This window comes from Sporosarcina sp. NPDC096371 (assembly GCF_044762865.1).
In the GTDB taxonomy this organism is placed as follows: Bacteria; Bacillota; Bacilli; order Bacillales_A; family Planococcaceae; genus Sporosarcina.
Genome location: NZ_JBIWFE010000005.1, coordinates 285568 through 298824, shown reverse-complemented (window position 1 = coordinate 298824; position 13257 = coordinate 285568). Strand labels below are relative to the sequence as shown.

Sequence of the window (13257 nt, the reverse complement as noted above, 5' to 3'; positions counted from 1 at the left end):
CTTTCTTAAACTTCCTGCCCGACTGTCTCGTCTTCGATACCAAGTTCTTCTTTTATCCAGTCATAACCTTGTTCTTCAAGTTTATGTGCTAGTTCAGCACCACCGGATTTAACAACTTTACCTTGCATCATCACGTGAACATGGTCTGGCGTAATATAGTCAAGGAGACGTTGGTAGTGTGTGATAATAAGGCAACCGAATTCTTCGCCGCGCATTTCGTTGATGCCTTTTGAAACAACTTTCAATGCATCGATGTCAAGACCTGAGTCAATTTCATCAAGGATGGCAAATGTTGGTTTCAACATCAACAACTGAAGGATTTCATTACGTTTTTTCTCTCCACCCGAGAATCCTTCGTTCAGGTAGCGTGTTGCCATATCTTCGTTCATTTCAAGGAAGTCCATTTTGCTATCCAATTCACGGATAAATTTCATCAACGAAATTTCGTCGCCTTCTTCACGTTTTGCATTAATGCCAGAACGAAGGAAGTCAGCATTTGTTACGCCTGTAATTTCACTTGGATATTGCATACCTAGGAAGATTCCAGCACGAGCACGCTCGTCCACTTCCATTTCTAGCACGTCTTCACCATCAAGTGTTACCGTACCTGCTGTTACCTCATATTTGGGATGTCCCATAATCGCTGATGCGAGAGTTGATTTTCCTGTACCGTTTGGACCCATAACTGCGTGGATCTCGTTTGTATTGATCGTCAAATCGACGCCTTTCAATATTTCCTTACCTTCAATCTCAACGTGAAGGCCTTTAATTTCCAAAGTAGCCATTCCAATACCTCCAATATATTAAAGATGAACGGAAAACCATTCTCTATTTAGTATCATTCTAATCTTACCCCATAAAGCAATGCCTTGCAAATCATTGAGAACGACGGGCTTCAGACCTAAATGCCATGAATTCAAGACTTGCAAGCAAACAATCAGCCTATCTATCTTCGTTTTCATTTATCCCTGCCTTATTGAGAATACTAATCAATTAAAAAGCCGATACACAATGTATCGACTTTCGAATCTTTCAATATAAAATTAGTTCTTTGAAGGAACTTTATCTTCTTTTTTCGTAAACTTATCCACAATGATAGCAAGCGCGCCGTCACCCGTAACATTCGTTGCAGTTCCGAAACTATCTTGCGCCATGTATAGGGCAATCATCAGAGCGACCATGGATTCATCAAAACCAAGCATTGTACCCAGGAGACCAACCGCAGCCATAACCGCGCCACCTGGAACGCCTGGTGCTGCAATCATCGTTACACCAAGCATAAAGATAAATGGCAAGTAAGCGCCAAATGAAATCGGCATCCCATTCATTAACATTACACCGATTGAACACGATACAAGTGTAATGGTACTTCCCGACAAGTGAATCGTTGCGAAAAGTGGAACCGTGAAATTGGCCACTTTCTCTGATGCACCTGCCTGACGTGCCTGTCTTAATGTCACCGGAATCGTTGCCGCAGAAGACTGCGTACCAACTGCCGTGAAATAAGCCGGCGCCATTGTTTTCATAAGACCGAACGGATTGCGTTTTGACAACGAGCCCGCAACCGTATATTGAAGCGTTAGCATAATTAGATGTAGGGCAATAATCATCACGAACACCACCGCAAATACGGAAAGGACTTTTGATACTTGACCCGTATAAGTCATGTTCAAAAATATACCAAAAATATGAAATGGCAATAACGGAATAATAACATATGAAATTACTTTTTCAATTAACACATGAAATTCGTTGAATACAGCAAGCATTGATTTACTACCGATAGATGCCATCCCAATTCCAAGTACGAATGCGATAAGCAGCGCAGACATCACGCCCATAACCGGTGTCATTTCAAGCTCAAAAAATGAAGTAGCTGCTTCTCTAGTTGCTTCTCCAATACCCCCACTACCAACCTTGTCAATCAAACCAGGCAATAGAGTTGTTGCCGCAAAGAAAGCAATAATACCCGCTACGATTGTTGAAATATAAGCAAATGCCGTTGCTAGCCCAAGGAGTCTACCAGACCCTTTTCCAAGTTCAGCAATCCCAGGTGCGATAAATGCAATAATGATCAATGGTACGATAAAATTAAGAAATCCACCAAAAAGCATATTAAATGTAGCTGCTAGACTAACAAACCCCTCTGCAAAGCCTTCCCCGAATTTTGGAACAAGTAATCCAAGTGCGACTGCAAGTGCAATGGCAATGATGATACGCCATATAAGACCAAGTTTGAACTTCATCCCCGTGTCCTCCTCAAATAAACGTTTGTATTTATTTATTAACAATACCATAATCTTTTCACTATTGTAACCTCTTTTTTTAATTAATTATTTCCATTTATTTTGCCACTCCTTTCATCTATATAATTTGAAATAAAGACCCGCTTCAAATCCCCTCCACAAAAAGGGAACGCTTACAATTAAACCGCGATGAGACGAATTGAACAAATTTATGCACCCCTTGCGAAAGTTATATAAGCAAACACCAAAAGAGATTACTAATCTAGTCCCAAGCTTTTTCGCTCACTTTATTTCCACAAAAAAAACACCGCCGATTTGTTTTTACAAATCAGCGGTGTTGCCAAATTTATTATTTTACGGGAACAATTTCGCCGTTCCACGTTTCTAAGATGAAGTCTTGAATCTCTTGTGATTTCAATACTTCAACCAATGCTTTAATTTCAGGGTTGTTTTCATCGCCTTCTCGTACAGCGATAATATTTACATACGGTGATTCCGAATCCTCCATCGCGATTGAATCTTTAAGTGGATTTAAACCTGCATCTATTGCGAAGTTCGTGTTAATAAGAACCGCATCGCCCTCACCTTGATTGAAAAACTGTGGCAAAATAGCTGGATCGTTTTTCGCATCAAATTTGAGTTTTTTTGGATTTTCAGCGATATCTTTTACTTCAGCTTTGGCTTTGTCGATGCCATCGGCTAGTTTAATAAGTCCTTTTGCTTCAAGCAATGATAACGCGCGCCCGTGATCAGCAACAGAGTTACTCATTAGAATGGTTGCTCCTTCTGGTAGTTCCTCAAGAGATGCATATTCTTTTGAGTAGATACCAATTGGCTCAATATGGATGCCAGCTGCATTGACAAATTTATAGCCGTGATCTGCCATTTGCCCTTCTAGATAAGGAATGTGTTGGAAATAGTTTGCGTCAATTTCACCTGATTCAAGATCCTGGTTCGGGAAAATATAGTCTTGGTATTTTTCGATAACTAGATCCACGCCTTTTTCTTTCAACAAAGGCTTCGCCTCTTCAAGAATGATGGCATGCGGCGTATTAGAAGCGCCAATCTTAAGTTCCGTTAATTCCTCTTTTTCTCCATTGCCACTTTGGTTACTTTTCCCGCCGTCGTCTTTTGTACCACACGCAGCAAGTGCAAGCACAAGTACTGCCAATAAAATCCCTGTTAATAGTTTTTTCATTTTACTATCTCCCCTTTTCTATGTTGTTTATAATTGCGACTTCGTATGTTTAGCGCTTATCTGATTTCTTCACTGCGAAATCTCCAATGATCTGGAGAACGAACACAATTATTAAAATAATAATCGTCGAGACGAACGTGACATCCCCCCGACTTCGTTGGAACCCTTCCATATAAGCAAGCGTTCCAAGACCACCCGCACCAATAAAACCTGCCATTGCTGTGTACCCAACAAGCGCAATAGCCGTCACTGTTATTCCAGAAAGAAGGGCTGGCTTTGACTCAGGAAGAAGAACTTTGAAAATAATCGTCTTCGTTTTTGCCCCCATCGATTTTGCCGCCTCAATAACACCTTTATCAATTTCTTGGAATGCTATTAATACCATTCTTGCGTAAAATGGAGCCGCCCCGATAATAAGTGCCGGCAATGCTGCTTCCGGTCCACGAATGGTTCCAATCAAGAGTTTGGTAACCGGGATTAACAAAATAATTAATATAATGAAAGGGATGGACCTGAATATATTAACAAAAGCTCCTGTAAGGGTATACGTTAGCTTGTTTGCCCATAATTGACGCGGGCTTGAAAGAAACAATACTATACCTAGAGCAAGCCCAATCACAAATGTGAAAATGGTCGAAAGCGCCGTCATATAAAGTGTTTCTAAGGTTGCTTCCCACATCACTTCCCAATCAACATTCGGAAAAAGGTTCTCAATCATTTCCAAGCACCTCCGTCTGAACATCTTGCGCATGTAAGTATTGAATCGCTTCTTCGATTTCACGTTCATCCCCGACAAGTTGGAGAATGAGCGTACCGTAGGCGCCTCCACGAGTATGTGAAATATTCCCTTGCACAATATTCACATCGACATCAAATTTCCGAATCAGACTGGCCAATACTGGTTGCTCCGTCCGCTCGCCAACAAAGACAAGTTTGATTAGCGTACCGGAAGACAGTTCTTGCTTAATATGTGCGACCGCCTGTTTGACTTCTGTAGATTCAGTTACTTGCGATACAAATCGTTTGGTAATCGGTTCTTGTGGCGATTGGAAGACATCAAGGACATTGCCGATTTCGACGACTTTCCCCGCCTCCATGACCGCCACGCGATGACAAATCTTCCGAATGACATGCATTTCATGTGTAATCAGGACAATCGTTAAGCCAAGCCTTTCATTGATACCCGTGAGAAGTTCAAGTATCGCATCTGTTGTTTCAGGATCAAGGGCAGATGTCGCTTCGTCACAAAGTAACACTTCAGGGTCATTCGCAAGTGCCCGGGCAATCCCGACGCGTTGCTTCTGCCCACCTGATAACTCTGAAGGATAGGCATTTTCCCGACCCGACAAACCGACTAAGTCAATTAGTTCATTGACTTTCCGCTCACGTTCCGCCTTGCGCACGCCCGCAATTTCGAGTGGGAAGGCAATATTGTCCCTCACAGTCCGTGACCAAAGGAGGTTGAAATGTTGAAAAATCATACTTACTTTTTGTCGCGCGGCCCGCAACTCCTTCCCTTTAATAGAAGAAATTTCTCGGCCACCTATTGTCACATTCCCTGATGTAGGCGTTTCTAACCCGTTCAGCAGGCGAATCAACGTACTTTTTCCCGCTCCACTATAACCGATGATTCCAAATATTTCACCCTCGGCTATATCCAGTGAAACATTCTCGACTGCAGATATACTAACTGGTCCTGCACCAAACCGTTTATGAACATCCGTTAAACGAATCATCTTCTTCACCTCACTAAGTTGTTTATACATTATTTTTTCAATATAAAAAGCCTTCCTGCAGACTGGCAGAAAGGCTTGACGTTATCAATAAATAAACGTTCGTCCAATCTCTCATCTGTCAAAGCAATTGCTTTGTGTGATTTGGCACCATTTCACTTTCGTGACGGTTGCCGGGCTTCATAGGGCACTATCCCTCCACCTCTCTTAATAAGAGCGACCTATTCAATTAAATACTAGTTCAAATGCTATCATAAGACTGCACGAGTTGTCAATCGATTTTCTCAAGAAGGTATGGAACTGACTGGAACGCATAGATTTTATGTTGCACAACCCCATCCTTCTGGATAAGCAGACAAGGGACACTTTCGATTTCGTAATCCATTGCCAAGTCTTGTACATAATTCAAATCTGCCTTGCCAATCGGCATATCCGGCTTCATTACCGAAATGACTTCCATCATTTTAGAAGCAACAGCACACGTTCCGCACATCGGTGTATATAAATAATATGCTGCAGAGGGTGACTCTTGCACAACTTGTTCCCATTGTTCACGTGACCATATCTCCATTGTTTATAGACCGTCCTTTAAAGTAAAAAATTTGGCTGCACATTAAAGTTCGCCTCAAGTAATATCGTAGCAAGCACTTTGTAGGGGGTTGTTTCAACTTCCCTGTAAACCTTTTCCGTATATAAATGAATGGCGGCAGGAAACTCCCTTTTGAATAACGTTCGAATCTTATCACCCGATTCATCTGCATCGACAAAGACATATAACTCATGTTGTTCATAGGGCGCAAGCAATTCTTCGAGTCGATAAGGGCTGACTGTTCCATTCGTACAAATAATATCAACAGGCTCGGCAAGGATTCGTGCAAGACGCTTACGATCCTGGCCCCCTTCAACAATAATCACTTTGTCATATGCCACAAGGATTCCTCCCGCTCCATTTTATGGTTCAAAAAAACGCCGGAGCGATACCAGCGTTTTTTTGGGAAAATTATTCTCCGACTGTCATTTTTTCATATGCTTCAGCGGACATCAATGCATCTACTTCAGATGCATCAGATGGTTCAACAACGATCATCCATGCATTTTCGTATGGAGATTCGTTAACGAACTCAGGGCTATCTTCAAGTCCTTCGTTCACTTCAACAACTTTACCGCTAATTGGTGCGTAAAGTTCTGATACTGTCTTAACTGATTCAACGCTTCCGAAAGGCTCGTCCGCTTTGATTTCGTCACCAACAGATGGAAGTTCAACGAAAACGATATCGCCAAGTTCAGATTGTGCGAAATGTGTAATTCCGATGCGGAAGTTACCGCCTACTTCTTGTACCCATTCATGTTCTTCAGAATAACGCAGATCTTTTGGTGTGCTCATTCCGTACCCCTCCAAAAATAGTATTTCATTCAATTCAATTTTGGCATATTTCAAGACTAATGACAAGGTCTGTCATCAGTTTGTCCATATGTTGTCGAATTCTTCTTCCTTGAAGCCAACAGTCACTTTACCTTCACCGAAAACTAGCGGCCTTTTTATTAACATGCCGTCAGATGATAGCAAGCTAATCTTCTCTTCATCCGTCATAGTAGGCAATTTGTCTTTCAAATTTAGTTCCCTATACTTCGTACCACTGACGTTGAAAAACTTCTTCAATTCCAAGCCAGATACCGCAATGATGTTACGAAGTTCCTCGGCTGTTGGAGGAGCTTCCGCAATGTTTACCTCTTGAAAATTCAAGCCTTTCGTTTCAAGCCATGCCTTTGCTTTTCTGCACGTTCCACATTTCGGATATCCGTAATATGTAAGTCCCATGTCGACACCACCTCCGTTTTTGTCATTATACCAGAAAAAACTCGAAACGGCGCCAGCTGCTACCCCAATTTGAAGTGGACAAATTGAGGTAGTAACTGGCGCCGTATCATCCGTTTGGTTAGACGATATACTTTTCGGCTTCTATTAATTTCACGGAAGCTTCCCGTTTTTTCACGATGATATTATAAGGGGTAGAGCGCGTCAATTTGCGTAGCGCGGAAATCATCATACGCTGATTGTCGCCGTCGACAGCCGCGAAAAGAGTTTCTTTAGCATCTCTTTCAATCTCTTCAAATGCTTCCTGACAGAAGATTTGTGTATAAAGGATCTTCTGTTGCTCTTTTTCCTCGCCGTTACGGGCAATCGCTTTTTCCGTGCGTAGAAGCGCTGATTCCATGGCGAAGATGTTATTAGCGATGTCTGCAATGTTCACAAGTACTTCTTGCTCCGCTTCTAGTTTCGTACCGAATCGTTGTGCGGCTAGGCCCGCTACAAGAAGACCAATTTTCTTCGCATTTTTCACAAGTACTTTCTCTTGTGCCAATGCCTCATCGCTAATTTCTTCAGGCATCATCATCAGTAGTTCTTCTTGCAATGCTTGCGCTTGCTGGAGCAAAGGCAATTCGCCTTTCATCGCTTTTTTCAAGAATGTGCCCGGTACGATGAGACGGTTGATTTCATTTGTTCCTTCAAAAATACGGTTGATACGAGAATCGCGGTATATGCGCTCAACTTCATATTCCTGCATGAAGCCATAACCGCCGTGAAGCTGAACGGCTTCATCTACGATATAATCCAGTACTTCTGAGCCAACCACTTTATTGATGGAACATTCGATTGCATATTCCGCAATTGCCGCTGCAATCGCTTTACCATCTTTTTGCTCATCAAGGCTCAACTGGCTTTGACGTTCTTCAAAATAACCAACCGTACGGTAAATCAAACTTTCTGTTGCGTATAATTTAGATGCCATTGTCGCTAACTTTTGTTTCGTTAAGTTGAATGACGAAATTGGTGTTTTAAACTGTTGACGTTGATTGGTATACGTAATCGCTAGTTCAAGTGTACGCTTCGAAGCACCAACTGCTCCTACTCCCAACTTGTAGCGGCCAATGTTTAAGATATTAAAAGCAATGACATGACCGCGGCCGATTTCACCTAATAGGTTTTCAACGGGTACTTGTGCATCTTGTAAAATAAGCGTACGAGTTGAAGATGATTTAATCCCCATCTTTTTCTCTTCCGCTCCAACAGAAACGCCAGGAAATTCTTTTTCAACGATAAATGCCGTAAATTTATCGCCATCAATTTTTGCATAGACAACAAATACATCTGCAAATCCAGCATTAGTAATCCATTGTTTTTCACCATTCAAGACATAATGTGTTCCTTCTGCGTTAAGCTTTGCCGTTGTTTTCGCACCTAGTGCATCCGAACCTGAACCTGGCTCTGTCAATGCGTATGCAAAAATCTTGTCGGCTGTGACAGAGTTTGGCAAGTACTTTTTCTTTTGATCTTCATTACCAAATAGAACGATTGGCAGTGTCCCAATACCAACATGTGCGCCGTGCGTAATAGAAAATCCCCCTGCGATAGACATTTTTTCAGCAATCAAAGCAGATGAAATTTTGTCTAAGCCTAGACCATCGTATTCTTCTGGCACATCCGCACCTAATAGACCCAGATCTCCAGCAGATTTAAGGAGTCTAACAGAATGCTCAAACTCATGATTTTCAAGATTTCCTACGACAGGCAGCACTTCGTTTTTCACGTAGTCTTCTGTTGTTTTGGCAATCATTTTCTGCTCGTCTGAAAAATCTTCCGGTGTAAATATACGATTCGCGTCAATATCCTCTGTTAGGAAAGCTCCACCTTTGATTAGTTCATTGGTTTTTAATTCAGTCATGATCGTTTCCTCCTTTTGATTGTCCAGACTCCAGCGGCCAGATGCTAGGGTCATAAATCGTTTCTGGGCAGGCCGCTTCCGCTTTAGGCCCACACGAAGTGGGTCATGCAGTCGTTGCGACAGGACGTCGCGGTGTTAGACTGCCTTCCACTTATAAAAGTTCAAAGACACCCGCTGCGCCCATTCCCCCGCCAATACACATGGTCACAACGCCAAATTGCTTGCCTTGACGTTTTAATTCACTCATCATGCGAATGGTTAAAATCGTTCCAGTAGCCCCAAGTGGATGCCCAAGCGCGATGGCGCCACCGTTGAAGTTTACTTTGTCTATATCAAGACCTAAATGACGGATCACCTGGAGGGTTTGTGAAGCAAATGCTTCATTTAATTCCCATACATCGATATCTTCTATAGAAAGGCCTGCAAGTTTAAGTGCTTTTGGAATCGCTACAATGGGTCCAATGCCCATCACTTCAGGTGGCACGCCGCCCACTGCGAATGACAGGAATTTTGCGATTGGCTTCAAACCTTGCGCCTCTGCCACTTCACGATCCATGACTAAAACAGCTCCCGCACCATCAGAGGTTTGTGACGCGTTCCCCGCCGTAACAGAACCCGTCACTGAAAATGCCGGTCGTAGTTTCGCTAACCCTTCCATGCTTGTGCCATGACGAACGCCTTCGTCCATTCCAAACGTAAATGTCTTCTCGCTATATTTACCGTTATCATCGACAGTACGCTTCACAACTTCAACAGGTACGATTTCATCGTCAAATCTTCCAGCCGCAATCGCAGCACCTGCTTTTTTATGGGACAGAACAGCAAATTCATCCTGTTCCTGGCGAGTAATGCCGTATTTGACGGCAACTTGTTCAGCCGTGTGACCCATTCCCATGTAATACTGTGGAGCTATCTCTGCCAAATGAGCATTCGGTCGAATGGTATTGCCCATCATTGGCACCATACTCATGGACTCGACGCCGCCTGCAAGTATTGCTTGCGAAGATCCGAGCATAATACGCTCCGCTGCATAGGCAATGGATTGCAGGCCCGACGAACAAAACCGATTGACCGTAATCGCAGGCGTCGTATCGGGTAGACCTGCTAGCGCGCCAATATTACGCGCTACGTTCATCCCCTGTTCTGCTTCTGGCATCGCGCAACCTATAATTAAATCGTCGATTGGCCCATCATAGCCTCCCGCACGTTTCAATGTTTCTTGAATGGCAAGCGCCCCTAAGTCATCTGGACGCACTGACACAAGTGACCCCCTGCCGGCTTTGCCAACCGGAGTCCGTGCACCGGCTACTAGTACTGCTTCACGCATTGAAATTCCTCCTCTTTATCGGAAGTTCAAAAAGTCCGGTGAAAAGTTCCTTTTTGAACGCTTATCTATACAAATCAGTTGCGCAATGGTTTCCCTTTTACGAGCATATGTTGCATACGTTGCTGTGATTTTGGTTCTGCTACCAGGCTTAGGAATGCTTCACGTTCAAGGTCCAACATATACTGCTCCTCCACAAGTGTTCCGTATGGTACTTTTCCGCCAGCCAACACAAATGCCAACTTCTTCGCGATTTTCAAATCATGTTCGCTAATAAAGCCTGACAAGAACATGCCCTCCGCCCCAAGCAGCATTGTCGCATAACCAGAGTCGCCTGTTACGGGGATTTTTTCGCGTTTCGGCGCTATATAGCCGTTTTCATATAATCCTAGTGCCACTTGTTTCGCATCGTAAATCAAGTGATCAGCATTCACACTGACACCATCTGCAAAATCGAGAAAGTTATTTTCACGTGCTTCTTCACCAGAAGTGGACACCTTCGCCATCGCAATGGTTTCGAAGACTTTATTCGCCACAAATTGATAATCGACATGAACACCCTTTGGCAATCCTTTTAGATGTTTGGCATACAGATTGACGTTCCCACCACCACCAGGAATCAAACCAACCCCCACTTCTACCAATCCGATATACGTTTCCATCGATGCTTGAATATGTGCTGCCGGCAGACATACTTCCGCCCCACCGCCGAGCGCCATACCAAACGGTGCTACTACTACTGGTTTCGTAGAATACTTGATTTTCATCAAAGCGTTTTGGAACGTCCGGATGACAAATTCGAGTTCATAGATATTATCATCTTGCGCTTCCATTAGAATCATCCCAAGGTTCGCACCCACACAGAAGTTTTTCCCTTGGTTGCTAATGACAAGCCCTTTGTAATTCTTCTCCACTTCATCCACCGCGAAGGTAATCATCTGCATGATATCGAGTCCAATGGCATTCGATTGTGAATGAAACTCTAGGAGTGCGATGCCATCTCCAAGGTCAATCAAGCTGGCGCCAGCATTCTTTTTGATGACACCGTATTTTTTCTTATATCGTTTCAAATCAATGGCTTTTTCGTTCACCAGTACAAGTTTGTAATCTTCGCCATCAAAGAAATAAAGATCTCCATCTAGCTCTTTATAGAAAGTTTCATAGCCTTTATCGAACAAACGTTGAACAAATGCAGGCACTGCTGCCCCTTGTTCTTTCATCTTTTCAATCGACTTTGCAACGCCGATGGCATCCCAAATTTCAAACGGTCCTTGCTGCCAACCGAAGCCCCATTTCATAGCATTATCGATCGCAACGATGTCATCCGCGATTTCACCATTTAGCTCTGCCGCGTACAATAATGTCGGCGCTAGAATATGCCATAGAATTTCTCCGGTTCGATCATTTGCGTATACGAGTGTTTTCACTTTATTGGCAAGGCCTTTCTGTTGCTTAGCAAGTTCAATGGAAGGCGTCTTCAATTTTTTCGCTGGTCCGTATTCAAACGTCTCTGTATCTAGTTCTAGAATGTCTTTCCCTTGTTTCAAATAAAATCCTTGCTTTGCCTTTGCACCAATCCAGCCATTGTCGATCATCTTCGTCATAAACGACGGTAGCTCGAATACTTTCTGTTCTTCGCCTTCCGTTTTGTCGTACATATTTTTCGTTACATGCATGAATGTGTCTAGTCCGACGACATCTAACGTACGAAACGTGGCTGATTTCGGACGGCCAATCAGTGTGCCTGTCACGGAGTCAACTTCCCCGATGGAATACCCACGTTTCTCCATTTCACGTAGCGTGATCAGCAGTCCATATGTACCAATCCGATTCGCAATGAAGTTCGGGGTATCTTTTGCAATGACAACGCCTTTCCCTAAACGATCTTCGCCGAATCTCGTCATGAATTCGACTACCTCAGGAGCCGTCGTGCTTGCTGGAATCACTTCCAATAGTTTCAAATAGCGCGGTGGGTTAAAAAAGTGCGTGCCCAGGAAGTGTTTTCGAAAATCTTCCGAACGCCCTTCAGCCATTGCTTCAATGCTAATCCCTGAAGTGTTCGAACTAATAATCGTACCGGGCTTACGAACACCGTCAACTTTTTCATATAATGCTTTTTTTATGTCAAGTCGTTCGACGATGACTTCGATAATCCAATCAACGTCCTTCAACTTTTCTAAGTCATCTTCCAAATTCCCTGTTTCAATAAGAGCCAGGTTGCTCTTTGTTGTAAGTGGTGCCGGCTTTTGTTTGAGGAGTTTTTGTACAGCGCCTGCCGAAATCTTATTGCGTACTTGAGGATGTTCCAGTGAAAGTCCTTGCGCTTTTTCTTGTTCCGTTAACGTGCTGGGAATAATATCCAATAGCAGAACCGGAATGCCGATATTTGCAAGATGGGCTGCAATACCCGATCCCATGACGCCCGAACCTAAAACGGCTGCTTTTTTAATTTGATAAGTCACGTAAGTATCCTCCTTCTATCCATTTGAATGAATAGCCATTCATTTTGTAGGCAAAAAAAAAATAGAAAGCAATTCTATATCTCTCAGTGTAGAACATAAATCTAGTTTTCGCAATATTTAAATTGCGAATAATCCTACTAATAGAGTCCAGAGCATTTCACTACCGACATAACGGCAATCATTGTACACTTATTATATGAAGGAGGGAATATTAAGATGAAACCAATTACAACAACTGAACAATTCAACCAAATTATTGCTAGCGATTCCAAAGCACTTATCAAATTCCAGGCAGGATGGTGCCCTGACTGCACACGAATGGATATGTTCATCGATCCTATCATCGAAAAATACGATATGTACACATGGTATGACATTGACCGTGACGTGCTACCAGAAATCGCTGAAAAGTATGATGTTATGGGGATTCCAAGCTTACTGATTTTCCAAGACGGACAAAAGCAAGCTCATTTGCACAGCGCAAATGCAAAATCACCTGAGCAAGTCACTGACTTTCTTGAGAGTGTAGAGAAATAAGTTCAACTCCTTAACGGATAGACTTCGGTCTA

General features: G+C 43.0%; 13 protein-coding genes and 1 riboswitch. Of the genes, 1 reads left to right on the top strand and 12 read right to left on the bottom strand.

The window, feature by feature from the left end:
* Positions 1 to 5: 5 nt before the first annotated feature.
* From sufC to ACIQ0H_RS15200, 12 genes are all read right to left on the bottom strand, one after another.
* Positions 6 to 785, bottom strand: a complete 780-nt coding sequence (gene sufC / locus ACIQ0H_RS15255) for a Fe-S cluster assembly ATPase SufC (RefSeq protein ID WP_403416353.1) — start codon at positions 783 to 785, stop codon at positions 6 to 8.
* Between the two features lie 258 nt (positions 786 to 1043).
* Positions 1044 to 2246: a dicarboxylate/amino acid:cation symporter gene (locus ACIQ0H_RS15250; protein ID WP_403416350.1), complete on the bottom strand. Its 1203-nt coding sequence runs from the start codon at positions 2244 to 2246 to the stop codon at positions 1044 to 1046.
* 349 nt (positions 2247 to 2595) lie between these two features.
* A complete protein-coding gene (locus ACIQ0H_RS15245) occupies positions 2596 to 3444 on the bottom strand; it encodes a MetQ/NlpA family ABC transporter substrate-binding protein (protein WP_403416347.1) in 849 nt (282 codons plus the stop codon).
* A gap of 49 nt (positions 3445 to 3493) precedes the next feature.
* Positions 3494 to 4162, bottom strand: coding sequence for a methionine ABC transporter permease (locus ACIQ0H_RS15240; protein WP_403416344.1), 669 nt, complete (start codon positions 4160 to 4162; stop codon positions 3494 to 3496).
* Positions 4155 to 5180 carry a methionine ABC transporter ATP-binding protein gene (locus ACIQ0H_RS15235; RefSeq protein WP_403416573.1) on the bottom strand — a complete coding sequence of 342 codons (1026 nt, stop codon included), beginning with the start codon at positions 5178 to 5180 and terminating at the stop codon, positions 4155 to 4157. The genes ACIQ0H_RS15240 and ACIQ0H_RS15235 overlap by 8 nt, the downstream gene beginning before the upstream one ends.
* Before the next feature lie 108 nt (positions 5181 to 5288).
* A riboswitch (SAM riboswitch) is annotated at positions 5289 to 5394 on the bottom strand.
* A 54-nt stretch (positions 5395 to 5448) separates the two neighbouring features.
* Positions 5449 to 5748, bottom strand: a complete 300-nt coding sequence (locus ACIQ0H_RS15230; protein WP_403416341.1) for a thioredoxin family protein — start codon at positions 5746 to 5748, stop codon at positions 5449 to 5451.
* Between the two features lie 17 nt (positions 5749 to 5765).
* On the bottom strand, positions 5766 to 6107 hold the full coding sequence (locus tag ACIQ0H_RS15225; RefSeq protein WP_403416338.1) for a toprim domain-containing protein: 342 nt from the start codon (positions 6105 to 6107) through the stop codon (positions 5766 to 5768).
* A gap of 70 nt (positions 6108 to 6177) precedes the next feature.
* A complete protein-coding gene (gene gcvH, locus ACIQ0H_RS15220; RefSeq protein WP_403416335.1) occupies positions 6178 to 6561 on the bottom strand; it encodes a glycine cleavage system protein GcvH in 384 nt (127 codons plus the stop codon).
* A gap of 75 nt (positions 6562 to 6636) precedes the next feature.
* Complete coding sequence (locus ACIQ0H_RS15215; RefSeq protein WP_403416332.1) at positions 6637 to 6996, bottom strand: arsenate reductase family protein; 360 nt, start codon at positions 6994 to 6996, stop codon at positions 6637 to 6639.
* 118 nt (positions 6997 to 7114) lie between these two features.
* The gene (locus ACIQ0H_RS15210; RefSeq protein ID WP_403416329.1) at positions 7115 to 8902 is read right to left on the bottom strand and encodes an acyl-CoA dehydrogenase family protein; all 1788 of its coding nucleotides are present in this window, start codon (positions 8900 to 8902) and stop codon (positions 7115 to 7117) included.
* Positions 8903 to 9053: 151 nt separating this feature from the next.
* Positions 9054 to 10229: an acetyl-CoA C-acetyltransferase gene (locus tag ACIQ0H_RS15205; RefSeq protein ID WP_403416326.1), complete on the bottom strand. Its 1176-nt coding sequence runs from the start codon at positions 10227 to 10229 to the stop codon at positions 9054 to 9056.
* 74 nt (positions 10230 to 10303) lie between these two features.
* Complete coding sequence (locus ACIQ0H_RS15200) at positions 10304 to 12688, bottom strand: 3-hydroxyacyl-CoA dehydrogenase/enoyl-CoA hydratase family protein (RefSeq protein WP_403416323.1); 2385 nt, start codon at positions 12686 to 12688, stop codon at positions 10304 to 10306.
* Between the two features lie 216 nt (positions 12689 to 12904).
* On the opposite strand from ACIQ0H_RS15200, the gene ACIQ0H_RS15195 reads away from it, so the two are divergent.
* Positions 12905 to 13225 (top strand): thioredoxin family protein, encoded by a 321-nt coding sequence (locus ACIQ0H_RS15195; RefSeq protein WP_403416320.1) that lies wholly within the window; start codon positions 12905 to 12907, stop codon positions 13223 to 13225.
* Positions 13226 to 13257 lie beyond the last annotated feature (32 nt).